Here is a 26,533-nt window from a genome sequence, read left to right on the forward strand (position 1 = left end):
TTCATTTATGTCAAATGAATTTACAGGGATCCCAAGCGGATCAGTAAACTTGGACGCTAAGCCTGAGTTTAAGCAGCCTCCCATTGGCTATGGGGAAGTGCCTTTCTGGTGGTGGACGGGAGATGACTTAGATGAAGATCGACTTCTTTGGCAAGTCAATGAACTGCATAAGAAGGGGATCAGTGGGGTCCAAGTCAATTATTCGAGTTTGGATACCCCTGCATGGCCGACTGATATCAGTGAGCCAGCGCTATTTAGTGAAGGCTGGTGGAAGCTCTATTCTCGTATTTCTGAAGAATGTGCTAAGCTGGATATGGGTATAGGTCTTAGCACTTATTGCCTTGATACTCCTCAAGGGGCGAAAAATTTATTCCATGAACTTTTTTATTCTAAAAAAGAATTAAATGCGATAGAATTAATCCTTGGTGAACGAATGCATCTGTGCAAGAATGAAACCAAGAGCATTGACTGTGGTGAAGAAATATTTTTAGCCAGGGCTTATGAGCTTAAAGATGGTGTCCTTGAGCGAGGTGGCATTGATTTAACTCATTTAGTCAAGAGCGGTGAGCTTACTTGGACTGCGCCAGCGGGAGAATGGCAAGTATGGACTTTTGCGACACGAGCTCAGGAACTCAGTTTAAATCCGCTGATGAAAGGTGCGGGGGATTTAGTAATTCGTGATTTCTATCAGAAATTTGAGGATAATAATCCCGGAAAAACATCCAAAGGCCTCAACTACTTTTTCAATGATGAATTACAAATTGGCGTTGGGAAATACAAATTCATCGATGGTGAGCATGTCATTGGCGATGGTAAATTCGCCTGGAGTACAGATTTTGCAGAAGAATTTCTCAAGCGCAAAGGCTACAATCTTTATGAATGTCTACCTGCCATGTGGGAGGAGATGGGGGATGTGACACCCAAACTGCGCATTGATTATGCCGATGTGCGCATGAGCTTGATGGAGGAGTGCTATTTTGAACCGATCTACCATTGGCATGCTTCGCGTGGCCTGATCTTTGGCTGTGATCAAAGTAGTCGGGGAACTCAGCCGAATGAGTTTGGCGATTACTTTCGTGCGACACGTTGGTATTCTGCACCTGGGCACGATACCCCCGGAGGTCAGGCGGACCTCATCAAAGGCAAGATATCATCATCGATTGCTCAACTCTATCAAAGACCAAGGGTGTGGTTAGAGGCCTATCATAGCATTGGCTGGGGAGCCACGCCCGAGCGCATGATGCATGCGACTTGTGAAAATTTTCTCTATGGTTGTACCTTACTCAATCTCCATGGTCTTTATTACACGACCTATGGATCTCATTGGGAATGGGCACCACCGTGCCATCATTTTCGTATGCCTTATTGGGAACACATGGGGACTTTTCTAAAATATTTTGAGCGTCTTTCCTATCTTTTAAGTCAAGGTCAGCATGTTTGTGATGTGGCAGTTATTTATCCTGTGACGCCCTATGAGGCAGAACTAAAAGGTGAGCAATCAAGGGATTGTGCCTTTGCGATGGGGCGCGAACTGATGAAGCAAGGGATCAATTTTGATTTTATTGATCACCAATCATTAGCCCTGGCTGAAATCAGGGGTGATCGCCTTCATATTGATCGAGCTAAATCATCGTATCGAGTGCTTATTTTTCCAAATATGAAAGCCACCCGTTGGCAGAGTTTAAGTCAGGCGGCGGCATTTTCACAAGCGGGTGGAACCGTACTTTCCATTGGTGATTTACCCGAGATTACGGATCGTATGGGCCGTAATGATGAGCGCGTGGCTGACTGGAATGACTGTGCGTTTAAAAGTGAATGCCGTATGGATAGTGTAGAACAGGCCGTTACATATATTAGCAAAAGCTTTGTTCAGGATGTAAGAGGATTAAATAGAACCGTACGAGCTCTGCATCGCAAGATAGGCTTTCGAGATGTCTACTACACAATGGATGCTAAAGCGGGGGATGTAGTTGAATTTCGCGCTAAAGGCATGGTAGAACTATGGGATCCGTGGACGGGAGATAGCAGACCCTTGCGCATAGTGCAAGAGACTGCGACCGGCACACAAGTAGAATTGCCTTTAGAGGAATACGAAGCGCAAGTGATTGTGTTTAGTCCTATTGAAAAGGTGCAAGAACTCGCACAAAAACGGCATGAGCCAAGATTGATTTACCCCTTTCCACAAGAGGATTGGCGGGTGACTTTTATTGCCACGATGAATAATCGCTTTGGCGATTTTCGTTTACCAATCACGAGTGAAAATAAAATAATCGGCATTGAAGCGCGTCGTTTTGATTGGGCACGGGAAGAGGATATAGATACTTCGACAGCGATGCAAACGAGCACAGACTTGACTAAGTGGCAGAAACAATTACATGGTTATGGCCCGCAGTTTTATCAACTGGGACCCTTGCCAGAAAACCTGGATCCTGAACTCATCGATGCGCAATTAGCAAAAGTTACCCAAGTGAACCCAGAGCTCCCAGTGCACATCGATGGGCAAGCCTATTTTTGGCGACCCTATGAGTTTTCTTGGCGTTATGGGAAAGAAAATGATCCGGGCCATCAGGGTTGGCACGGCTTAAAAAACTCAGTGGCGGAGGATTTTATTCGACTAGGTAAAACGGTCTCCGAAGGCAATGGGATTATTCGTTTGTCCCAGGAAGAGCATAGTCGTTATTACTTGTGGACGAGCGCAATTGTCTCGGCGGCCACGCTTGCACGGCTACATGTGGCTAAAAATAGCTCAGCAGAGATGCCAAATACCTCTCCAACTATTTCCCCCGCAGCTATTTTTGTTAATGGAGGGAAAATTCAAGATCAGACTTTGTCGCTGCATCAAGGTGCCAATCCATTACTTATTCGTTTCGATACTTGGGGCCAGAGTCATGTGGTCTTGCGCAAGCAGGATACTCCGCTACCCGCAGCGTCCGAGCTATTGGCGATGCGCTGGTATAAAGATCCAGCTGTGATTCCTTTTGATATATATGCAGGTGAATCATCAGCCCAATGGTTCAGTTTTAATTCTGCTCCAGGAACGAGTGCGATTCAATTACAAGCCGAAAGTTCAGAGCCTATACAGGCCTGGATGGATGGTGTGCCGATGTTCGATCAAGGCGAGGGGTACTTTCTCGCCCCGAAGCCAGCGCCAAGATCAGCGCTAATCACTTTACGAGTTCAGCCACGGGCGGGCTGTAGTGGAGGGGAAGTTATTCCCGAGCCGATAAGGATAGAAACAAATGGACAGGGATTGATGCCCTTGGGAGATTGGTCGAAATTTGGAGTTCTGAACAACTATTCGGGTGGAGTGCGCTATCGCAAGCAATTCACACTTACGGAGCAGCAAACGGAAGGAGAATTTGAGTTTGATCTTGGGCGTGTTAGCGCCACAGTCGAACTGTGGGTGAATGGTCAGAAAGCTGGTGTACGAGTTGCTCCACCGTGGAAAATCGATGTAAGTGGCTTGCTTCAAGCTGGCGAGAATGAAGTCGAGATCATCGTGTATAATGCCCTAGCCAATCACTATCAGACGATTCCTTCGCTCTATAAGGGCGACCCCATCTCAGGCCTCTTCGGACCTGTGAAACTTCTGAGAAAGGACAAAAAGAGAGTCGTTAAGGATCGATTAATATTAAAGGAAAGAGAAAAATGAGCAAAAAATACGTTCTGATTTTTACAATACTTAGCTGTCTTTGTCACGGTAATACCGTGAGTGAGAGCAAAGTACTAAAAATATACATCCTCGCCGGTCAATCGAACATGGAGGGCCAGGGAGCCATCGCTTCGCTAGACACTCCAGGAACACTCGAGTACACGGTGGCAAACGATCCCGACAAGGCTTACCAGTTTTTGCTTGACGCCGACCGTAAGTGGCTTGTTCGCGATGACGTCTCGATCCGATATATCAGCAAACATGGTAAACTAGCCCCAGGCTACGGTGGAGCCCACTATGCGCCGCCTCTACTCATAGGACCAGAACTCGGTTTCGGTCACTATCTAGGGGAACGCATGGAGAACAAGGTTTTGCTTATTAAAGTTGCGTGGGGTGGTAGCACACTCGCTGCCGACTATCGACCACCGAGTGCAGAAGGAAACACAGGACATCTCTATAAGGAGGTTCTTCGACTCGTTAAGGAAACACTCTCTGATCTTAAGACCTATGTTCCCGACTACCAAGGACAGGGCTACGAGATTGCCGGATTCGTTTGGCACCAAGGATGGAGTGACCGCATCAAGCCAAAGTTTACAGCAGAGTATGCGAATAATATGGCCAACTTAATCCGAGATATGCGCAAAGATCTTGCTGTACCGACGCTTCCCTTCGTCATCGCCACTACCGGAATGGACGGGGAGAAAAGATACACCGATCTCGAGCGCGCCCAGCTATCACTGGAAGATTCAAAGGTTTTTCCGGAATTCGAGGGCAAGGTATCGGTGATCGATACCAGAGTCGGTGGCTACAAGGGCATGGACTTCTGGTATGACTCCGCTGTCTCTCCCTCCAGCGACTCCACGCACTGGAACAGGAACACGAAGAGCTATCTGAATTTGGGAATGGCCATGGCCGACGCAATGCTCCTGCTCACAGCGGAAAAAGTTCGCACAAAGCCAGCGTTTTTTGATTTGAGCCAGCTGCCTACGAGTGGGCAATCTCGCCAAGCCAAACTCCAAGGGGTTTTTGAAAAGGGTGAAAAGCACAAGTATAGCGATAGGCATGACGATAATAAGTTGTGGATATTTCGACCACAAGATTTGCAAGCGGGGGAGCAGCGCCCATGTGTATTTCTGATTCATGGTGGAAGCTGGTCAGGTCACCCCATGGATTATGGAGCCTATGCGGCTCAGCTAGTGAGCAAGGGCTATGTTGTGGTAATTATTGAGTGGCGTCGTTACGATGTAAAGCAGGGCTTCTCACCAAAGGATTGCCTAGCTGATTGCCTGACGGCATACCGTTGGGTGAAAAAGCGGGCCAAGAGCTTTAATATTTCGGCAGATGAGATGTTTATCGTCGGTAATTCAGCCGGCGGTCATTTGGGTCTATCCATGCTGACCATGGAAGGACATGACGATCCGCAAGATGATCAGTCTATAAAGATTGATCCCAAGGGGCTGATTCTGATCAATCCGGCGATCGATTTAGTCGATGGCTGGCATGATGGCCAAAGGCGCTGTCGGGCATTCAATATGAATCCAGCTGAATTTTCACCTGCGCATCAGGTGAAAGCGGGACTGCCACCGACTCTAGTGATCAGTGGATCTGAGGACGGAGTGATTACTCCTCAGCAGATTCTTGCCTTCAAGAAACGTATGGAAGCCAAAGGTAATCAATGTGAATTTTCAGAATATGCCGATGCCAACCATGGGGCATTTCATTGGGCTCAAACGCAAGTGGGCAATAAGTACTTTTTCCCAGCAATGGCTGATATTGAGAGATTTATCACATCCGTAAGTGGAGGTAAAAGTGCATTGGCTCTCGAAATCAAGCCGGCGATTGAAAAAGGTCTCACCTATGCGAAGACCCGTTACGACTCCAGCTACGGTCCGATCGAAACCAGATGGAAGGTGGCCGACGGATTTGTGATCCTGGATGTGACTATCCCTGCGAAGACTACTGCTACGGTGCATATTCCGACCAAATCGCATTTTAATGTTTTCGAGGGCAAAAAGCGTGCTTATCAGGTAGAGGGCGTGAAGTTCCTGCGCATGGAAGAGGGGCACGCGCTGTTTGAAATCGGCTCGGGTTCCTACCATTTCAAAAGCGTCGACCAGGCATTCGACCTGAGTCAATCGCCGAAAAACTGGCTCGAGAGTCAGCCGATTATCAACGAGATGTTGTCTGCAGGGGAGATGCACGCCTACAGGAGCAAGCATCCCGACAATAAGCTCTGGGTTTTCCGGCCGGAAGGTTTGAAGAAAGACGAGTTACGACCTTGTGTTTTCTATATCCACGGTGGAAGTTGGAGCGGCAATGCTTCCATGTTTGCGCCTCAGTCTATCTACCTTGCAAGGCGAGGTGTTGTCGGAGTCTCCATCGAATTCCGCCGATACAATAAGGGTCAGAATATTTCTCCTGAGGATTGTCTATCAGACTGTCTCTCGGCCTACAGGTGGATTAAGAAGAATGCGCATTCACTCAATATTGATCCTGATCGTATCGTGATCTCCGGCGGCTCGGCTGGTGCGCATCTGGGACTGTCGATGCTGACACTTAAAGGTTATGACAATCCGGAAGATGATCAAACAATACCCATCGACCCCAAAGGGCTGATTTTGATCAATCCAGCCATCGATCTGGTTGACGGCTGGCAGCACGGACAGAGTCGGTGCTGGGCTTTTGATATGGATCCTAAAAATTTCTCTCCAGCACATCATGTGAGAACCTATCTTCCGCGAACCTTAGTCATCAGCGGCAGCAATGATAACGTTATCACACCTAAGCAGATCCGAGCTTTCCAGAAGCGTATGAAGGGAAAAGGCAATCAATGTGAATTCATTGAGTACCCGAATGTGGGACATGGCGTATTTAATTATGGCTTCAGCGGTATTGGTAGCGAATATTTCTTCAAGGCAATGAAGAATGTAGAAGAATTTCTCGTTCCGTTGGCAAAGGCCTCTGAAGTGACATTCATTCGCGATAAACCAGCCGTGAATAATGGGCTAAACTTTGTCCAAATCAAAAACGATTCTAATTCCGGAATCAGCTCTAAAAAGAGCTATACACACGCCATGGACTTTGGTCAGGGATCGGTATCCACCGTCAATGGCGTGGTTTTTTCCCGGGATTTCAATCTGGTCGCAGGCGGACGCTCGAACTCGGGTTCCCGTACGTTTGGAAAAGAGATGCATCCTGGAAGTCATCCTCCCGCGGTAAGCGGACATGTCGCGAACTTGTTTCATGATTTCAATTTCGCTTCCCTGCAGGGCACTATCGAATTAAGCGGATTGGTCAGCGGAAAAAAGTATGAACTCTGCCTCTATAATCGAGCCTGGGATTATGCCCGCACTTCGCGCACTTTTCTTATCAGCTATGACGTAGGAGGGGATGGTTCTGTCGAGTTCACCAGTCCGCTTATCGACCAGAACAACATAGCTGCGGTATCGAAGGAACTTTCGGGAAATATATCCTGGGCAATGAGCTATGTTTATACGGCTGATAAACAGGGAAAGATACGTATGACGATCGATTCTAAAAACTCTGGCAGCACCTACCATCTTTATGCACTGACCAACGAAGAGCTGTAGCATAATGATCTGTGCCATGAAGATAGTAATGGATGTGGGTCGATTACTCCTCAGCAAATTCGTGCCTTCAAGAAACGTATGGAAGTCAAAGGTAATCAATGTGAGTTTTCAGAATATGCCGATGCCCACTATGGAGCATTTTATTGGGATCAAAGGCAAGTGGGCAATAAGTTCTTTTTCCATAAATGACTTATATTGAGATAGTTATAAAAAAAATAATGGCTAGTAAAGGCTTGCCTAAACCCAGTCAAATTAAAGAAAAACCTAAGGAGAAAGACCGTGAATAAAAAAGATCTTAGTTCAGCAGACCAAGTTAGTGCAAGTAAAAAGGGCGGTAGATTTTTAGCCGTCATGTGTCAGGCTTTGTTTTTTTGTCAGCTTAGCGCGAGTCCATCGACTCCAGCAAGCGAGATCAATATAAAAGAGGATTTTAAAGTCGAACTTTTGTATTCTGTACCCAGAAGCCAAGGCACTTGGGTGGCGATGACTTTTGATGATAAGGGTCGCCTATATACCCATACAGAGAGGCAGCAATTGTTCCGTATTACACCTCCAGGCTTAGGAAAAAAAGAAGCTCTGAAAGTTGAGCCAATAAAAGTGGATTGGCGAGTAAAATCAGGCCGTGGCAGTGTGCAAGGCATGGCCTTTATTAATAAAAAGCTCTACATGGTTCGCAATGGCAATCATGCCAAAGAAAATTATGTCCCCGATTCAATTGTGCGCCTAAGTGATTCCAATAATGACGAGCAATTAGATAAATTAGAATACCTCTTTGATATTCCTTCTGTTCCAGGCGAACAAGCGCCATGGAATGAACATGGCATGCATGCCATCGTGGCTGGACCTGATGGCAAGTCTATCTATGTCGTCAGCGGTGATCGCAATCCCTTGCCAGCGAAAAAAGGCCTGGCGCCCCCTCACTGGAATCAAGATGCTTGGGGAAAGCAATACCTCAAAGACCCTTATGTGGGAGGCTGGGTAATGCGCGCTGACCTCGAGGGAAAAAATGTTGAGTACTTCTCTGTTGGCCTCCGCAATTGCTACGATATTGCCTTTAATTCACATGGGGACCTCTTTACTTACGATAGCGACTTAGAATTTGATATTGCTTTACCCCAATATCGACCCACAGCTATTCGCCATGTTATGAGTGGTGTCGATGCTGGTTGGGGTGGGCGTGGTGGTCATATGAATAAAAGTTTCAATTCAGATTTTGAAGAAATCCAAGCGCCGATAAAAAATATTGGGCCCGGCTCTCCTACGGGAGTCGCTTTTGCCTATGGCGCAAAATTTCCCGCCAAGTACCAAAGAGCCTTTTACGCTTGTGATTGGAGTTATGGCCGCTTATTCGCGGTTCATTTAAGTCCTGATGGAGCCACTTACAAAGCAGAAATCGAAACTTTTCTAAGTGCTCAAGGATTGCCTATTGTGGATTTAGCGGTATCGCCTCTAGATGGCGCACTCTACTTCACCGTGGGTGGACGGGGAACTCAATCTAGTCTATATAGAGTGACTTATACTGGTGATGAAAAATGTGCTCCTGTTCAAGCGCTTCCCTTAGATAAGCAATCTACAGAAAGACGTCAAGCGCGACTCAAGCTGGAAAAATTTCATGGACAAGTAAATCCAAAAATTGTTGCTCAAGTGTGGTCTAGTTTAGCTGATGAAGATCGCAGTACTCGTTCAGCTGCACGCATTGCACTGGAGTGGCAAAAGCTGGAGCAGTGGAAAGGCAAAGCACTTACAGAGGCAAATGTACGTATAAAGTTGCAAGCCCTTATCGCATTAGCGCGTTGTACTGATGGTCAAAAAAGTGTGCAAGCCGAGCTTATCAATGCACTCAATAGCCTAAAATTTGGTAGCTTAAGCGCAGATGAAAAAACTTGGTACTTGCGCGTCTTAACTCTGTCACATATTCGCCATGGAAAATATTCGCCCAATGAAGCTAAAAAAATCATTGCGAAATTTGAAGCGCAACTACCAGATAAGGACCGTCGCGTCAATCTGGCGATTGTGACCATGTTGTCGCATTTAGGGAGTCGCCAAATGATTAAACCTAGCCTAGATCTCTTGAAAAAGAGCCGCACTCAAGAAGAGCAAGTAGTCTATACCGAGAGTTTACTTAGGATCCCTAAAGCTACGTGGAGTCTTGAACAAGGAGAAGCTCTTTTTAAAATAGCGGCAGAATCAACGAGACAATGGAAGGGGGGCGCACGCGTTAAGTCCTATCGCGAACGGACTCTTAAGGGGATGGTAAATATCTTAAGTGAAGAACAAAAACAACTTTTTGCCAAAGAAATTGCCGCACTCAAAAAACCAAGCACCTTGCTTACTGGGAAGGGACGTTCTTTTGTTAAAAATTGGAAAATTAAAGACCTTGCAGGCAGCCTCGAGGAGGGTTTAAAACAAAAACGGGATTTAGCCAATGGTCGAGCTTTGTACGCTGAAACCGCCTGTATTACTTGCCACAATTTTAATGGTGAAGGCGGGCTTGCTGGACCTGACTTGAGCAGTGTAGGAGGTCAATATAACGCCCACGATTTGCTTGAGAATATATTAAGCCCAAGCAAGGTCATTAATGAACAATATGGATTAATGATTTATAATATGAAAGATGGTACAAGCCTACAGGGACGAACGATTAACATGGTGGGGAATGAGTTAATGGTTGCAAGTAACCCCCTTGATCCAGGGTCATCAGAATTACGTCTCTCAAAGGATAAAATTAAAAATATTTCTGCTTCTACCCACTCCTTCATGCCTCCTGGCTTACTCAACTCCCTTAGCCAAGAAGATATACTCGATTTATTGGCATACTTACTGCAGTAAGGGGGCGCACTTTATTTTTGGCACTATCGTTTCCCTCCAGCGTTGGGGTGGCAGTAAAAGAGATTTTTTTTTTTAAAAAATGCCTCTCACGCAGGACTAAGCTTGTGGGTTATGACTTTATAATCAGACGGGCTTATCTGCCTCACCGTTTAGGACGGATTCGTGGTAAATTGAGGAATGGCTTCGCTTGTAGGTAAGCGTGTTTATTCCTGTGTTTTTGAGAGTTCGTATTCCGCCGCGCTCTGTCAGCACGACGGAGCTGGGGGAAGAAGTGCTACAGAGCTAATTAGAATAATATAAAAGTGCATTAGATAGCATTTTTTATCCATGTTATGGGGTTTGTCTCATGACAAAAAGGGGATTACTTTTTTAAAGTTTTTACTACATGACTGCAAAGTTTAAAATTAACCCAAGCCATATTAATAATCTATAAGGAATTATTATGAAATATTCATTATTCACAATCGTAAGCTTATTTTACATATGCTGCGCCTCTATTTTTGCTGCAGATAAACCCTATCAAGTAAAACTTGCAGATGCCAAATTATTATTTAATGGCAAGGATCTCACAGGCTGGATAGGCAATCCTAAATTCTGGTCGGTAAACGATGGTGCGATATACGGCTCCACTCACGTGAATAGGACTGCGGGGAATACCTTTTTAATTCTCGATGCTGAGGACGTCGAAGACTTTCATCTTGTCTATGAAGCCAAATGTGTCAATCACAACTCTGGTGTGATGTATCGCTCTGTGGTTCTCGATAAAGAGAAATTTACTATGAAAGGCTACCAGTGCGACCTTCACCCTAGTACAAATTACTGTGCCATGCTATATGGAGAGAGAGAACGTGGTATCATCACTACCCGTGGGCAGAAAATGGTGATTGATAAATCGGGGAACAAGAAAGTGATCTCTTACGACCCCCCTCCAAAAGTCGACATTGCCCAATGGAATACATATGAAGTTATCTGCAAAGGCAGCAAAATCACCCACAAAGTCAACGGTAAATTCGCACTTGAATTAACGGATAATTGGACCGGACGTATCAAAAAAGGCAAGATCGGCTTACAGCTTCACGCCGGTGAAGCGATGGAAGTTTATTTCCGTAATATTAAGTTGAAGCGCTTCGAAAAAGCAAGTCAGGAAAGCAAGTCAGGAAAATAAGGATCAGATCATCGGTGTCCACCTAAAAGGAGAGAAGGGACGGGTGATTTTTTGGGAATGAAAAGTCTGCTTTTCACACAACTAAGTTATAGCATATATTTATTGGTATCTATTAAAAGGATAATCTATGCGTAGCGCCAGACTCAAACCCAAAGAAGGAACTTATTATCACCTCCTAAATCGTGTGGGTGGAGAGATTTTTTTTTCCATTCGGCCATAATCAAAAATTAATGTTCTTGGAGATAAGTAGTGCATTAGGTATAAGATGATGACCTTTAATTTGACTCATAGATTCAATCTATATTAATAGCATCGAAGATGCGTCATGTTTTAGCCTTGGAGGGAAGGCGAAGCCCACTCCCAAGGAATTGATTATCAATCATTAGATCATCGAAGATGGTCAATTAATTCGCCCTCGTCGAGGGTGTACAGGTTTTCAAATAGAATGATTTCACACCTATAAGCCAGCATCGAAGATGCGTCATGTTTTAGCCTTGGGGGGAAGGCGAAGCCCACTCCCAAGGAATTGATTATCAATCATTAGATCATCGAAGATGGTCAATTAATTCGCCCTCGTCGAGGACGAGATTTATAATGTATGTCCCCACCTGGGGTTTCACCCTGGCTTTTATACACTTTTTTGAAGAGCTAATAATTCGAGGGAAAGGTCTATCCATTCACCAGTCAATTGTTTAAGTTTTTTATAGTTGTGAATTTGCTCTGAAACATTGTGTAGATCTGCTTCTTTTATGAACTGTGTATATCCTTTGCCTTTTCTCCTATAACTAAGCTTATGATATGGCCCATGCTTTTGGGGATCCTGCTTGTCTTTACACTTACAGCTGGGGTTTCCACACACATTATATTGTTGTGAAATACTTCCAGGTCGGAGTTCTCCTAGTTCAGAGATTTCCTGTTTTATTCTTTCGATTCGTGCTTTTATTTCCTGATCAGTTTTACTCATTATAAAGCCCCTTTTATTCGTTGAAATAATTACCGATATCACTATAGTGATATCGGTAATTATTTCAATATAAATCAATCGATGGAAGGTGATTAAAATGATAGCGGAAAAAGAACTGGAGCTATGGCATGAACTTGCTCAAAAAGTTGGGATGAAACATCTTTCTACGAAGAAGGCTTTTCTACGTCAGCTGGAGCTATATAGCAACTCACCTACGGGATCATCATGTCAAATAGCGGGTAGGTCCCCAAGTACTCTTCCTTGGAGTGAAGTTATTTCTACGTATCGTTTTATGGATAATGAAAATATTAGTTTAAAGGCTTTGCGTAGTTTTCGTCGTGAGCTCAGCTTAGCACATCACCCCAAAGGAAGTGATGTACTAGTCATGAACGATATTTCATTATTAGACTATTATCATCACACTACCAAGGAAGATCGACGAGCTATTGGTGACGGCAAAGGGAAAGGTTATGAGTATGTTTGTAACCTTGCGGTCAACCCAAGTGATGGAGGTGTCCTAGGCGTTCTTCACGATTGTCTAGTTAACTGTGATGGGCCTGACGATGTGGATATGGTGGATTATTCAGATTCGTATCTGAAGAAATATCTGAGCACAGATGATTTAGAAGAAATCAAAGAAAACCATAAACACCAAATGGTCTCTCATATTCGCGCTAGTGCAGAGCACTTGAAAGAGTGGAACCCAATTCATGTAGGAGATCGGGAGTTTGATGATATTTTTATCATGTTAGCCACGATGGATAAAAACCATGATTTTGTACTGCGAGCCAAGAGTATTCGGAATGTTCAAACACCAAATTTTGACGCGTTACCTGAATCCGCTCTTGTAAAAAAACAGGGTGGACATCCCATGAAAGATGGATATGTCTGTACAAAAATTAGTGAACTTATCAAGTATATCCCACTCAGTCCTTATAAGGAATTGCCCTTAGATGGACGCGGTCGAGTAACGGAGCAGATAAATGCTAAACGTAACGCGCAATTACATATAGGCAGTGTACCAATCAGCTTATATCGTCAGGCCAAACGAAATCATAAATATATAAAAACCCCGCAAGCAGTAGATGTCAATTTAGTTGTTATCAAAGAACTTAACCCTCCTGAAGGTGAAGAACCTTTGTTGTGGATTCTTTTTACAAACAGGGATGTAGATACCTTAGAAAAAATGACCTATATTGGAAAAATTTATGAATTGAGGTGGAAAATTGAGGAATTTTTTCGCCTCTTAAAGACCACTTATAAATTGGAGCAAGCACGCTATAATTCAGCTTCCAAAGTCGCCCGTTACCTAGTTTTAATAACTATTGCAGCTCAAATGACCATGAAACTCCGAAGTCTTGCGGGTATTAGTCAATCAGCTTCTCTCGACGATGAGGAATACCATAAAGTCAAAGAAGCCATGAAACACCCAAATGATGATAAGATCGACATCAATTTGAGACTCTTTGCTCTTATCGCTCGTAGAGGCGGTTGGTTAGGACGAAGGCGAGACCCCATTGGTTCAACAATTTTATCCAGGGGTATGATGGATGTCTTGACCGTATTGCAATTTCAACAAGAACACAAAGACTTGTTAAATGAACTGCAAAATAATCCTCAAAATATCTTTTAACCTAGCCCTTCAAAAAAGTGTATAAAAGCCAGGGTTTCACCCCAGGCTAAATAAATTCACCCTCTCCGAGGGTGTAAATCATGCCGCTTTTTTTTAAAGAAAATGATTTTTATGCCTATAAGCTATTAATCGGGCACGGAATTAGATTTACTTTTTAGTGCTGGAAGCACGCATTAACTTAGCCTAGTTCGTCAGAGCTAGGGAAAACGAGTACATGAACAATGAGTGAGTTCTGCAGGAACGCATTAAAGCTCTAATCCATGCTTACAGCATTCATAACACGATTCTCTATAATACTTCCCAAGGCTTACGCCATTGGGCTTAATTGAGTCATGCTTACAGCATTAGCGGCTTACACTTTTTTAATCTATATTGTGACCAAATTAATAGGAGATAAGTAGTGATATCTGAGAGAGGCGACAAAATAAAATTTGATGAGACTTTGTGATAAGTGCCTATTAGCTGAATCCGTGAGCACCATTCTGCAATAGAGCTTGATATTCAATATGTAAGATGTTTTTGGAGTGGTGTTTAAGTAAAAAATTAATGAAATACAGGAATTCATATTCAAAGCATTGAAGTCTGATAACTTTGATTTACGTTTAAATAGGCTGAGGAATATATTTAATGTGCTAGTTAAAAAATTTCAGAGCTAAGATACTCTAAGATCATTGATTTTATTAACGATACGCAGGTTATGATGGATAGTAATAAAACCAGAGTCACACTACTTCAGAAACTACAGAACAATAAAGATGAGAGCTGCTGGGATGACTTTGTTCATTATTATAAAGGCTATATCTACGTCGTTATTCGAGATTTTGGTGTGAGTGTAGAAGATAGTCACGATATGCTTCAAGATATCTTAGTTCGAGTATGGAAGGCTTTTCCCAATTATAATTACGATAAGGATAAATGTCGCTTCCGAACCTGGCTTTGCAAAGTGATTAAAAACCAGGTCTATACTTTTTATCAAAAAAATCTAGTCGTAATGATCGCCTCAATGTCAGCTACGATAATATGCTAGATACCTTGAGTATGATTAGTGAAGCGGAAATAGATAAGATTGCTGATCAAGAATGGCAAAGCTATGTTTCCAATCTTGCTTGGGAAAATCTACAAGATCAATTTCCTGAATTAGCGAGAGCGGTTTTTGAAGCCTCCCTTGAGGAAGAGGATAACGCAGCTTTAGCCGCAAAATTTGATATAGCAACAAGCAGTGTGCGCGTCTACAAAATGCGGATTAGAAAAGCGATGCATAAAGAAATTTTTCGACTTAATCAAGAGCTCGAATCTGGTGGCTTATAAATGCAGAAGGAAGAGCAATTTCAAAGTAAATTTAGTCAGCTTTTTGAAGAGACTTTTAATCCGGAAGAAAACCCCTTAGAGCAGGCACTAAAAAGGCAAGGGGAGCGCTATCTTGAGTTTGAATTTTATAGTGAAGGAGCCATCAAACAAATTCATACCTGCCTTGATATGAAGACGGGTCGCCGTGTGGCCATGGCAAGGATGAAAGATAGTAGCAATACAAAGCGCAAAGAAAGCTTCATTCGTGAAGCGCGGATTAACGCCGCCTTACAGCACCCCAATATTGTGCCGGTATATGATGTGGGTTTAAAGAATAATATGCCTTGGTTTACGATGAAGTTTATTGAGGGGCAATCTCTGGGAGAAATCATTGAGATTTTAAAAAAGGGTGAGCTAAGTCATTTTGATAATTTAACCGATCGTCTTGATGTTTTTGTAAAAGTTTGCGATGCAGTTGCCTATGCCCATTCAAGAGGGATTCTTCATCTCGATCTTAAACCTGACAATATTCGCGTGAGTGAATACGGAGATGTGGTTCTGTGTGAATGGGGATTAGCAGATGTCATACCATCTGAATGTGATGAGCCCTTATTGGATGTTTGTTCACCCTCACTCGAGGATTTTGATGAAAAAACCTTGGATGGTACGGTCAAAGGGACACCTGGTTATATGGCGCCAGAGCAAACGGGTTTAATAAAAGAACGAAAGGGCAAGCACACGGATATATTTTCCTTGGGAGCACTTCTTTATACTTTACTGACTTACGAAAAGGCATTCTCAGGGGAGAGTTTAAAAGATGTATTAGATAAAACGCTTAAGGCCGAAATACCCTCGACATCAGAAAGTAGTGACCTTATCCCTTATGCACTCGAAGCGGTCTATACAAAAGCGATGTCAAAAGACATTAAAGATCGCTATCAGTCGGTCAAAGAATTGCAGCAAGAAATACGAAATTTTATTAGTGGATTTAGCACTCATGCCGAAAATGCATCCTTCTTAAAACTTATGGGCTATTGGGTTAAACGCAACCAGACCTTGACAGCGATTTCGTCATTTGCTAGCGTGCTGTTTTTAGGTTTATTAATTGTTTCATTAATTAACTCCAAGTGAGAAGCCGAAAAACACAAAATTGAAAATGAATACCACAAAAAAATAAACCGTGCAGCGGCACCAAAGTTTTATCAACGTGCGGAAATAGCTTATGATTCCTTTGATTTTGATGGTGCACTTAATTTTTGCACTAGTGCAGTCGACTTGGATCCCTCACTTTTAAATGCCTGGGAACTCAAAGCCAAGCTCCATTTTATTAAGCAAGAATTTAAACAAGCTATGGATGCTTGTAACGAAGTGAAAGATTTGGGTCCTCTCGCAGAGCTGAATAAAAAATACAGCCAATTAAAAAATGATGATTCAATTGAATTGAGCCATGAGCAATACCTCGGCTTATTAAAAGAGCTACAAGGAAAGTCATTATCACGGCAGTTTGCCAACCTGATTCATGCAAAAGTCTTTTCAGATTTAAGTACAGAGGAGCGCATCGTTTTTTGTAAGGGAGCCTTGGTAATTCATAATTTGGGAATGAACTTAAAGCACTTTAGTTTTGATCCAAAATCAAAACATTTAAATGTCTCAGGCAATAAGGGTTTAAAAACTATTTTATGCCTGCAAAACTTCCCTGCCTTATCAGCGGATCTCTCAGGTACTAAGATAGCAGATTTTATTGGTTTTCGAGGTCAGAATCTGCGCTCTCTCAATGTATCTAACACGGCGATATATCAATTACAAAGTCTAGAAAATAAAAACCTACAGGAACTCAATATTTCTCATACGGGGGTTAGAAATCTTAGCCCTATATTTAATTGGTCGCTAAGAAAACTCAATATAAGTCACACTGAAGTTAAAGATATCTTCCAAGTACTCCACTTTCCTTTACTTGAAGAATTAGTCATTCACGAAGGACAATTTAGCGCGAAGGACCTTCAGCAAATTCCGAGTTCCGTTAAGCTTATTCAAGTTAAGTTTAAATAGTAGGAAAATTAAGCATAGCTAAGGATCCAGAGAGTTGATTTTGACCTAAGGCCGAGTTGGTTCTCATCCTTGTCAGGCAATTAAAGATCAATCTAATTCAATGCTGGATTAATAGCTTAGAGGCCTGAAAATCATTTTTTTTAAGAGGGCATGATCTAGACCCTCGAAGAGGGTTGATGTACTTAGCCTGGGGTGAAACCCTGGTGGAAAACTACATTATAAATCTCGTCCTCGACGAGGGCGAATTAATTGACCATCTTCGATGATCTAATGATGGACAATCAATTCCTTGGGAGTGGGCTTCGCCTTCCCCCCAAGGCTAAAAACATAAGGCATCTTCAATGCTACTATTTTGGCGACAATATAGATTGAATCTATGAGTCAAATTAAAGGTCGTCATCTCAATCTAATTCATTGGCCTTTTAATCTATTAGTGATAGAAAATGATCTATCCACACTTAATACGCAAGTACCATTTTTTATTTTCTCAAAAAAAAGCTAAAACTTGTAACGCTAGTGAATTTACTTGATTTGTTCTATAGATAATGAATTTTAAATGACTGGAGAAAGACGGATGACAAAGAATAAATTTACTCTGATTGAGCTCTTAGTGGTGATTGCCATTATCGGTATTTTAGCCTCTCTTTTATTACCTGTCTTAGGCAAAGCTCGTAAACAATCACAGTCAGCCGTATGTAAAAGTAATATGAAACAGATGGGCGTTTCTGTGATGATGTATCTAGATGATAGTGAGGGCTTTTTTATGTACGGAGAGTCCTCTGATGGCAATGCTGGTGCTTATGAGTCATGGGATGATAGTTTAGGGGCCTATGATGGTCGTGACTTAACGAAAGCTGAGAAAAGCTTGGATTTTTTGTCGTCAGTTAATGCTCCAGGTAAAGGTTCGGATCATTATATTTGTCCATTGGATGATATCGTTCGCAGTACTTGGCCTTCGCCAGATGCGTATAAAAGTTCATACGCAATGACTCAGCAGAACCCATTTTCAACGAGTGGAAAGGGAATATTTATGTTTAGAAAAGATTGGATTGTGACTCATGGAGTTGGCATTATAAACGTAACAGATGTTAGTAATCCCTCTTCAACGATTGCGGCGGGAGAAGAATTTAATCAATTTGGATTCTTGGGATCAAGTGGCTCCCGTTATTTTGCTACAAGTAATCAGTTTAACGGGATTGCACTTCATGATCCACGCCATCAACAGAAACAAAATTATTTAATGGTGGATGGTCACGTGGAGAGCTTGCGCTACGAAAGTACTTTAGCTACTGGTGGTGGGTCAGTCGCCTTAGATGGCTCGAATGTGACCGGATCGATGTGGGATGCAACAAGGTAAATAGGTGACTTGTTGAGTTTTTTCACCTAGAAAACGTGTCGGAAATTAACGAGATTATAAGAAATAACATGAAAAAATCAAATTAGTTCTTAGTATATGTTTATGCCTGGTATTCATTAATCCTGCCTGGGCTAATGACTTAAGTCATGAGTCAGTCAAATTGGCTGAAAGCTTCCGCTTTGGTGTACATGAACTGCGTTGGGATAAAGATATCAATGGCAATAAGGCTATGGATTTCCGGGAAGTATCGCACTCCGCTGATGAAGGTAAAACATGGAAAACAATTGATGATGAGGGCTTTTTTAGAAGTACAGTGGGCTCTCGACAACAAACACTTGACGATCCTCAGCCTGGAGTCGTTTACAAAGCAGTTACTGGTCGTGAGCTCACGCTGCATATTCACTACCCCCAAGATTGGAAGGCGAGTGACAAGCGCACAGCTATTCTGTGGTTTCACGGAGGAGGCTTTGCGGGTGGTCATCAATCACAATTTCAAAAATTTGCCAAACATTTCACCCAGCTCGGCATCATCAATATTCGTGTCGCTTATCGCCTGCGTCTTCTTGATAATGCTAATGGCGGTGGTTTTGATGCTGTCAAAGATGGGCGATCAGCGATTCGCTGGCTACGCAAAAATGCCGATCGATTTGGTATAGATATAAATAAAGTTATTGCAGGTGGGGACTCTGCAGGAGGGGCGCTAGCTTTAGCCACTTTACGAGAAGATATCAATGATCCACAAGACAATCTTGCAATTGACGCAAAGCCTAATGCGATTCTTGGTGAAAGTGCTTGGGTACTGCTTCACAAGCCTGGCATTGAAGCGCGATCTCTCGTATGGCCAATTTTGAATCTTCCGAGCTTGCCCCCCATTTGGATGGGATATGGTGGTCAAGATATTGGCTATAAGGCAGGCAGTGAACTTGGTGGAGAAGCCTTTGTTAAGGCCCTTAAAGCGAAACAAGGCATTCAGCTCAGTACGCACTTGATTCCCGAGGGTAAGCATGGCTATGGCTTTCGACCTCACTACTTCCCACTTTGTCTTGAGTCGATGGAGAAATTTCTGGTGGTTCATGACTATCTACAAGAAAAGCCGAACTAATAGCGCTGTTTTAGTTGATAAAATCATGGAAATAGCGTTTTAAGTAAAACGGGCGGAGAGCCTCGCAGCTCCGAGCACAATGCCCGGGGTTGATGATGAATTCGAACTCAAATAATAATTAAAAGCGATAAATGCCTTCGGCGAGCGGGGAGCCCCGCTTTATGGCTAATAGTGAGAGCGCTAAGAAGCCTGGTGGGGGCTATTTTATTTATGCGCAGCTTTGATTAAATCCTCTTATCTAGACTGAAATTCACATTCATATACTGTAATAACTCAACTAAGCAGTAAGAGTCTTTAGGAACATCAGTGTTTAAAATTCAAAAAAGTGGATGGCTAGGTTTTATGCTAGCACTTATATCAGCGTATTTAAGAGGTATTAAACAGCATGAAGATCAATGCCCCCTGTATCTCATCAATAGTAGATGAACATGGCCCCATTAATGTTTACCAAACAAGAACGAGTCTGATTCTCAGCTTTGATGGGGAAATTTATCAAAGTTACATGAAACTCAAACACATTAATGGCTTAGAGCTGGCTTATACTCAAGCGATGATGACGGGTTTATTATTTATCCCCGAACTAAAAACGGCTACTATCATGGGTTTGGGTGCAGGCTCAATGGCAAAGAACCTACTCAGTAGTTTCTCCGACTTGAAGGTACACGCGATAGAATACCGTGAAGAAGTCGTGAATACCGCAAAAAAATATTTTTACTTGCCCGATAGTGATCGCCTCTTCATTCATATAGATGATGCTGCAAATCATATTAAAAACACCGACATTAAAAGCGATATTATTTTTTCAGACCTCTACACTTCGCAGGGCATGGAGCCAAAACAAGTTCAATCAACTTATTTGCGTGATTGTAAAAAAAAGCTCAATGAACAAGGGCTTCTAGTGCTCAATATCTGGCATACCGCACTTGACTCACGGGAAGAACTAGATGAATTACTGGCAGCGGAATTTGAAAACCGCTTACTGAGTTTCGAAGTAGAGAGCGGAAATACAATTGTCCTTGCATTCAAAAATGACATTCCCTCGATAGTAAGTAAAGAATTTTTCATGAAAGCAAAAGACTTTCAAGAGCAAATGAAGATTCCGATGGAAGCTCATGCGCAATTACTCTGGAATACACAAGATTTATGAGCTCACCGGGGGGTGCGCTGCAGAGCGTTTCCTTCATACCTTCGGCATTAATATCATTTTTTTAACAATACTCACCGGATAAATCCGGTGGCTACCCTACTACATACCTTCGGCATGTGCTTAAGTTCCCACCCATTAGAGGCCCCTATGTATTAAAAGCTATAAATACCTCCGGTGGCCGAGGAGCCCTCGGGGCCCTACTAAAAAAGGTGGTAGCAAGTATAAATACGCTTAAGTTCCCATCCATTAGGAGAGCCTCCGCAGGCGGACTGGCTTCGCGAAAATGTAGCTCGAACCTTTAATGCTCCATCCATTAAGGGTGCTTTTGACAAGCCATTGCCATTCCTTGTCTAAGCGGTATGGTGCTGCGCACTCATCTTAGGGCCTTAGCGGCTTAATCGTAAATGGGTGTGAGTGCCACAATTAAACAGATGAATAGGTTATCAAACATGAGTAGAAAGTTAGAGTTATTAGCACCTGGTGGTGATATAGAAGCCATTAAAGCAGCGGTTGTAGCTGGGGCCAACGCAGTTTACTGTGGTCTCGATGCATTCAATGCTAGAAACCGTGCCTCTAACCTTTCCATGGATGAACTCAATGGCGCCATTAGACTGGCACATGAATATAATTGTGAAGTCTTTCTTACCCTCAATGTGGTGATTTTAGAGCACGAAATACCCGTTTTAGTCAAGTTGTTAAACCAAGTTGTGAATAGTGGGATTGACGGAATTATTGTACAAGATATGGGTGTGTTTAATCTCGTGAATAAACACTTCCCGACTCTTGATATACATGCATCAACTCAAATGACGACGCATAATGAAGGCCAGATCTTATTTCTGCATAAAATAGGAGCCAGCCGCGTCAATCTTTCTCGAGAATTGAACCTTCCAGAAATTACTAAATTAACGGCACTTGCCCATGAAAATAATATTCTGACTGAGGTCTTTGTCCATGGGGCGCTTTGTATTGCCTTTTCGGGTCAATGTTATTCGAGTTCAGTAAGTGTGGGTAACTCTGGGAATCGTGGTCGTTGTAGCCAAGCTTGCCGTGATGAATATGAAGAGACGGCAGCAGGAAATAAGTATCCACTCAATTTAAAAGATAATTCAGCCTATTTTGATCTGCCACAACTCATAGAAGCAAAAGTAGATTCGCTAAAGATTGAGGGTCGTATAAAAGGCGCTCACTACGTTTACACAGTCACTGATACTTGGAGAAAGCAAATTGATAGCTTTATAGAATCAGGTGAGCTTGTGGGCGATGATGCAAATCTTCATAAAGTATTTAATCGCAGTTTCACCAATTCATTCCTCACGGGAAAGCTTACAAAAGACATGTTCATTGATAGTCCAAAAGACTATAGCGCCAAGTATGCTCTTGAAGAAAGTGGGGCCCTAAGTGAGCAAAAAACTGAAGAAGTTCAAAAATCTCTCTATGATGATAAACAGGCCTTAGGTGCCACACTTGCGGACAAAATAAAAGGTCTTAATATAGATAAGGCCGACTTAGCCATCTCAATTACGGGCGTGCTAGGAGATAAACTCATTTTCTCTGCCCAAACAGCTGGTCGTGAATTTATTATCACCTCAAGTTCTTTACTACGCCCATCAAAAGAGGCGGCTATCACTGCGGATCTCTTAACAAAGCGTTTGCGCAGTTTTAATAACGCAGCTTATATCTTAGGCCCGATCGATTGCACTCATTTGAATGCCGGTTTAGGGATCCCCTTTAAAGAACTCACGGCAATGAAAAAAGAACTGGCCTTTGTTCTTAACGGATCAATTGAAATTGTCCCCCATACCGATGTGCCAAAACTTGCACAAAATCCAAAAATTGAAGATGTGCCCAAACTATCTCTTCTGATTAGTGATGAAAATGATGCTCATTTATGTGATGTAACGAATGCTGATATCTATTTCAAAATACCCGAGAGTTTAAAGATTGGCTGTGATAAATATAGCGAAATTCTACTGAGAAACCCAAGGTTTATCCCATGGTTTCCAGCCGTACTGATTGGCAAGGATTATCTTGAGGCGGTTAGAATATTAGAATTAAGTAAGCCAAAGAGCATTGTGACTAATAATTCAGGGATCGCATACAAGGCCTATGAGATGGGTATTGAGTGGATTGCGGGCCCACTCCTGAATACGACGAATTCACATGCTTTAATCACGATGCAAGAGGCTCTTGATTGTAAAGGCGCTTTCATTTCAAATGAAATCAATCGCAATCAAATCAGGAATATTAGACGACCAAAGAATTTTAAGCTGCTCTATAGTATTTATCACCCCATCTTGATGATGACTTCTCGCCAATGCTTTTTCCAAAGAACCGTGGGTTGCAAGAAGAAGGCCATTGAAGATAACTGTATGCTTAGTTGCGAAAAGGCGACAACGATTACCAATGTAAAAGGGATCTCTTTTGCCGTTGACAAGCAAAAAGGCGGGTACCCGAGTATCTATAATCACGAACAATTTTTAAATCTTGAAGCCGTTAGAGACTTTTCGGGTCTCTTTGATGAATTCTTTATTGATCTAACGGATATTGGTTCGGGATCAAAAGAAAAGTTGGATAAAGCTACACTTATTCAAGAATTCGAGAAATTCCTTGCTGATGAGACTCAAACAAAAGCAGCTCTCCATCAAATGGTCGAGGTCAAAACTAATGCTCAATACGTACAGGGCCTTTAAGCCCGAGCCGGACAGTCAGATAAAAAGTATTTATGATTATCCAGAAGAGAGGGTATGATGCTGCGCATACGAGAAGGACGCTGTCCCTCTCGAGCTCTCCCTGTAAGGATTTGCCAATCCTTAAGCAGGCGAGTAGGGGCTGTGCCCCTTGTTATGGGTAATCGTGAAAGTATTTACCCACAAGACAGTCCTAGTTAAAAAGAAATTGCTCATGGTTTTCATTCCATAGAGGATACTTTCTCATGACTTTTGAGAATAAAGCACTCGCCATGAAATCCGATAACCATTGAGAGAGATTTTCATAAGGAGCGTCTCTAAATAATTTCTTATCGGCATTAGCGAATTGTCTGACAAAGGGTAGGATAGCCAGGTCTGCCAAGCTCAGTGATTCACCAAAGAAGTAGCTTTGATTTTCTAATAGGGCTTCAAGTTTTTGAATATATTTTTCACATTCAGATCTCAGATAGTTTTCAGTATCAATATGAAATCGTTTTGCGTGTTTATAAGCACTTAAATTGGCTCGATAGCCCACATCACATTCATCTATTAGTGCTAAGATATTTATAAGTATTGAGGGATCACTTGCTTTGAGGAGGTCATGAGGATCATTCTTCTTGAGTGCCCATAACATTATATCTAAACTTTCATCAAGAAATTTCCCGTTTTCGAGCACAAGTACTGGGACAGTTCCCTTGGCAGAGACAAGTAACATTTCTTTGGGTTTATCTTTTGTTGAAATGGCGCGGAGCAGAACATCTTCTTGGGCCATTAATAAGGCCATACGGGCACGCATTGCATAAGGGCAGTGCTGAAGAGAATATAAGATGGGGTAAGTCACTATTAGCGCTCGGATTATTCAGGGTCTTTCTTTTTCAGTTGGCATCATTTATTGAGACTTGAATGTGGTCTATTAAATTTTGTACTTGCCATTCTTTCTAAGGTGAGGAGGACTCCTCGTTTTTACTTTGAGTATGCCACAAAGAGCAATACTCAGCTGACGTGTTAGACACGTCAGCTGACGTGAGTTGTACTAGATAACTAGTGCTTACTCTACATTGGCTCCTACAACAGCAGCCATCTGCATCATGTTAATAGTCTGACCTTCTTTCAGTGCAGTAAAGTTAGTCACTTTACCAGACTTACTTTTAGAATTTGTGTTTTTGAAGACTGGTAGCAATTTCGCATCTGCAACAATGAACTTTCCGCCATTTTCAGCTTTGCCATTTTCAGTTTTTGTCTGAAGTTTATTTGCTTTAATATACTCCCATAGTTTTTTAGTAATCTCAGTTCTAGGAAGTTCAGTTGCTCCTAATAATCCTGCGAGGTCACTCTTCAACTTTACTGGCTTGTTCAATCCTTTTGCTTCAGACATTTTAGTCTCCAATCTATTTTTTGTTGTAAATTACTTTTTGATGATTTTAAATCAGTGTTTAAATCTTGGCGAAGAATTTTTTCCTCCAAGGTCATAAGCAACACTTTTTTATGTTTCACTACATAAATCTAGCTTTACCACTTTGCTTGTCAAACGTGTGTAGCTAAGTATTTCAGTCAAGAAGCATCAAAATAGCCCTTGAAACTCACTAGCCTGATGAAAATAGGGCGTTAAGTGACTTTTTAAGCTGTAATTTAACTTTCATCTTGCTTCGGTCAATCAATCGACGAAGCATGCTCAACTAGCAAATAGTAAGCATTTGGCCCGTTTTTATTGGGGTAATGATTAATGGGATTAAGAGGTTTGTATTGAGTCAGAGATCATTTCGTGGTCTAGTATGGGCTAGGGTAAGCATTGCAGGGCGGTAGTTTTTTGAGGCTTATTAGATTTTTGATGTAACAAGTTGATATATTCTGTGTTTATTATTTTGATTATAATTAACTTTTTTAAGTACAGGACTCCCATCAATGATATCACCAAAGCCATTACTGCTGCTTGCCTTCACTAGCCTGATTTTTATGGGCTCAAGTCGTGCCATATCTGAAGAGGCCCAAAGCCCCAATAGAGAGGGGGTCTCGCCAGGGGCGGAATTTACTTATGGTTTTCATCAATTAAAATGGCGCGCCGATAGCAATGCTAATGGCTTGATGGAAGTCGGTGAAGTTGAAATCAAAAAGAGAGCGAAATGGCAGCGTATTAATGAGGCTGAGTTTAAGCAAGTGGTGTTGCGTCGCCGGGCACAAGTCTACATGAAAAATGCTTATGTGTACAAAGAGACCCCAACGCGAGATTTAGAACTCTATGCAGATTTCCCCAAAGACTGGAAAGCGAGTGATAAGCGCCCGGTCATGATATGGTTTTTTGGTGGAGCCTGGAATACTGGTACGCCTTTTGCTTTTAAACCCCAAGCTGACTATTTTGCGCGTCGCGGTGTGGTGGGCATTCGTGTAGATTATCGAATTCGCACTGTTGATGGCATCAAAAATGATGGTTATGTTTCTGGCTTGGATGCCAAGACGGCCATTCGCTGGGTACGCAAAAATGCGGCTTCTTTAGGCATTGATCCCAATAATATAATGGCCGGCGGTGATTCAGCGGGCGGGCACCTCGCCATAGCGACTCAGATTTCCGAACTCAATGACCCTATAGATGACTTATCAATTTCGAGCAAGGTATCGGCGCTACTACTTCACAACCCCTATGTGGTGTATATCAATCCAAAGAGCTGGATCTACCAAATTGATTTTAAGACTTTGCCACCGGTCTGGGTGGCTTATGGTCTCAAAGATAAGGCCGCTTATAATGATGATCCATCGACTAAGCGAACGGAGCGCAATGGCGAGAGTTTTGTCAAAGAATTAGGCCAAGCGGGAATCCCCTTGCGAACATATATAAAAGCGGATGGCGGACATGGTTTTTGTTCCGGTTCGGTGCATTTAAATCCCAGTACACTGGATATCGATGATTTTCTCCAAAGCTGTGGACTTTTGCCTAAGGGTAAAGTTGAGGGACCAGGGAAGAAGACTGCCGGTGCTTGGGCTTCCGAGCACAGGAAAAATATTATGCAGGGCAGAGCGACACTGAGTCAGCCTCAAACCCTACAGTATGTAAATAAAAAATAAAAACCCGACGA

At 42.6% G+C, this 26,533-nt stretch carries 17 protein-coding genes; 14 read left to right on the forward strand and 3 right to left on the reverse strand.

The features are described from left to right. The first annotated feature begins 7 nt into the window (after positions 1 to 7). The 4 genes from PQO03_RS16310 to PQO03_RS16325 all read left to right on the forward strand — a co-directional run bounded on the left by PQO03_RS16310 (position 8) and on the right by PQO03_RS16325 (position 11,236). Positions 8 to 3,652, forward strand: a complete 3,645-nt coding sequence (locus tag PQO03_RS16310) for a glycosyl hydrolase (protein WP_274154258.1) — start codon at positions 8 to 10, stop codon at positions 3,650 to 3,652. Next, positions 3,649 to 7,242, forward strand: coding sequence for an alpha/beta hydrolase fold domain-containing protein (locus PQO03_RS16315; RefSeq protein ID WP_274154259.1), 3,594 nt, complete (start codon positions 3,649 to 3,651; stop codon positions 7,240 to 7,242). Before PQO03_RS16310 ends, PQO03_RS16315 begins: the two co-directional genes overlap by 4 nt. A 279-nt stretch (positions 7,243 to 7,521) precedes the next feature. After that, on the forward strand, positions 7,522 to 10,071 hold the full coding sequence (locus tag PQO03_RS16320) for a c-type cytochrome (protein ID WP_274154260.1): 2,550 nt from the start codon (positions 7,522 to 7,524) through the stop codon (positions 10,069 to 10,071). A 442-nt stretch (positions 10,072 to 10,513) separates the two neighbouring features. Next, positions 10,514 to 11,236 (forward strand): 3-keto-disaccharide hydrolase, encoded by a 723-nt coding sequence (locus PQO03_RS16325; protein ID WP_274154261.1) that lies wholly within the window; start codon positions 10,514 to 10,516, stop codon positions 11,234 to 11,236. A 628-nt stretch (positions 11,237 to 11,864) separates the two neighbouring features. On the opposite strand, the gene PQO03_RS16330 is transcribed toward PQO03_RS16325, so the two are convergent. Further along, positions 11,865 to 12,200, reverse strand: coding sequence for a DUF6788 family protein (locus tag PQO03_RS16330; protein WP_274150887.1), 336 nt, complete (start codon positions 12,198 to 12,200; stop codon positions 11,865 to 11,867). 97 nt (positions 12,201 to 12,297) lie between these two features. Here PQO03_RS16330 and PQO03_RS16335 point away from each other — a divergent pair, with 97 nt between their 5' ends. From PQO03_RS16335 to PQO03_RS16375, 9 genes are all read left to right on the forward strand, one after another. Then, positions 12,298 to 13,833: a transposase gene (locus PQO03_RS16335; RefSeq protein ID WP_274150886.1), complete on the forward strand. Its 1,536-nt coding sequence runs from the start codon at positions 12,298 to 12,300 to the stop codon at positions 13,831 to 13,833. A gap of 700 nt (positions 13,834 to 14,533) precedes the next feature. Next, a complete protein-coding gene (locus PQO03_RS16340; RefSeq protein WP_274154262.1) occupies positions 14,534 to 14,860 on the forward strand; it encodes an RNA polymerase sigma factor in 327 nt (108 codons plus the stop codon). Further along, complete coding sequence (locus tag PQO03_RS16345) at positions 14,854 to 15,141, forward strand: hypothetical protein (protein WP_274154263.1); 288 nt, start codon at positions 14,854 to 14,856, stop codon at positions 15,139 to 15,141. Before PQO03_RS16340 ends, PQO03_RS16345 begins: the two co-directional genes overlap by 7 nt. Beyond that, complete coding sequence (locus PQO03_RS16350) at positions 15,142 to 16,251, forward strand: serine/threonine-protein kinase (RefSeq protein ID WP_274154264.1); 1,110 nt, start codon at positions 15,142 to 15,144, stop codon at positions 16,249 to 16,251. It begins immediately after the preceding gene. A 144-nt stretch (positions 16,252 to 16,395) separates the two neighbouring features. Beyond that, positions 16,396 to 17,169, forward strand: coding sequence for a leucine-rich repeat domain-containing protein (locus PQO03_RS16355; RefSeq protein WP_274154265.1), 774 nt, complete (start codon positions 16,396 to 16,398; stop codon positions 17,167 to 17,169). 574 nt (positions 17,170 to 17,743) lie between these two features. After that, a complete protein-coding gene (locus PQO03_RS16360) occupies positions 17,744 to 18,526 on the forward strand; it encodes a type II secretion system protein (RefSeq protein WP_274154266.1) in 783 nt (260 codons plus the stop codon). A 160-nt stretch (positions 18,527 to 18,686) separates the two neighbouring features. Beyond that, the gene (locus tag PQO03_RS16365) at positions 18,687 to 19,628 is read left to right on the forward strand and encodes an alpha/beta hydrolase (RefSeq protein WP_274154267.1); all 942 of its coding nucleotides are present in this window, start codon (positions 18,687 to 18,689) and stop codon (positions 19,626 to 19,628) included. A 385-nt stretch (positions 19,629 to 20,013) separates the two neighbouring features. Beyond that, positions 20,014 to 20,775 carry a spermidine synthase gene (locus PQO03_RS16370; protein WP_274154268.1) on the forward strand — a complete coding sequence of 254 codons (762 nt, stop codon included), beginning with the start codon at positions 20,014 to 20,016 and terminating at the stop codon, positions 20,773 to 20,775. 449 nt (positions 20,776 to 21,224) lie between these two features. Then, complete coding sequence (locus PQO03_RS16375; protein ID WP_274154269.1) at positions 21,225 to 23,468, forward strand: peptidase U32 family protein; 2,244 nt, start codon at positions 21,225 to 21,227, stop codon at positions 23,466 to 23,468. Between the two features lie 190 nt (positions 23,469 to 23,658). On the opposite strand, the gene PQO03_RS16380 is transcribed toward PQO03_RS16375, so the two are convergent. Then, the gene (locus PQO03_RS16380; protein ID WP_274154270.1) at positions 23,659 to 24,306 is read right to left on the reverse strand and encodes a glutathione S-transferase; all 648 of its coding nucleotides are present in this window, start codon (positions 24,304 to 24,306) and stop codon (positions 23,659 to 23,661) included. A 207-nt stretch (positions 24,307 to 24,513) separates the two neighbouring features. Further along, positions 24,514 to 24,840: an SWIB/MDM2 domain-containing protein gene (locus tag PQO03_RS16385; RefSeq protein ID WP_274154271.1), complete on the reverse strand. Its 327-nt coding sequence runs from the start codon at positions 24,838 to 24,840 to the stop codon at positions 24,514 to 24,516. Positions 24,841 to 25,367: 527 nt separating this feature from the next. On the opposite strand from PQO03_RS16385, the gene PQO03_RS16390 reads away from it, so the two are divergent. Continuing rightward, positions 25,368 to 26,522 (forward strand): alpha/beta hydrolase, encoded by a 1,155-nt coding sequence (locus tag PQO03_RS16390; RefSeq protein ID WP_274154272.1) that lies wholly within the window; start codon positions 25,368 to 25,370, stop codon positions 26,520 to 26,522. The last annotated feature ends 11 nt before the right edge of the window (positions 26,523 to 26,533 follow it).

Origin of the sequence: Lentisphaera profundi (assembly GCF_028728065.1) — a bacterium.
GTDB classification, from domain to species: domain Bacteria; phylum Verrucomicrobiota; class Lentisphaeria; order Lentisphaerales; family Lentisphaeraceae; genus Lentisphaera; species Lentisphaera profundi.